This is a genomic window from Zoogloea sp. LCSB751 (assembly GCF_002028455.1).
In the GTDB taxonomy this organism is placed as follows: domain Bacteria; phylum Pseudomonadota; class Gammaproteobacteria; order Burkholderiales; family Rhodocyclaceae; genus Zoogloea.
In genome coordinates this window covers 1-247 of record NZ_MWUM01000480.1, presented here as the reverse complement: position 1 = coordinate 247, position 247 = coordinate 1, and the positions used below count along the sequence as shown (strand labels likewise).

Annotated in this window: 1 pseudogene; it reads left to right on the top strand. The window is 52.6% G+C overall.

What is annotated here, in order from left to right:
- Positions 1–247 (top strand): annotated as a pseudogene (locus B4920_RS27385) (hypothetical protein); the annotation flags it as partial.

Here is a 247-nt window from a genome sequence, read left to right as displayed (position 1 = left end):
CTCAATTGAGTGCCAGTGCCAACGAAGTGGCCATCAATGCTAAACGTACCGCCGATGCGGCAACCCAAGCCGATAGAGCGGTTGACGATGGTCAGCGTCAGTTTGACTCGGGCTTAGCCATTACTCGCCAACTTGCGGCTGAGTTAGCACGTTCGGCTCAGTCGGTGTCGCAGTTACAACAGGAAACGCAGCGTATTGATGAAGTTGTGGTGGTGATCAACAGCATTGCCGAACAGACTAATCTACT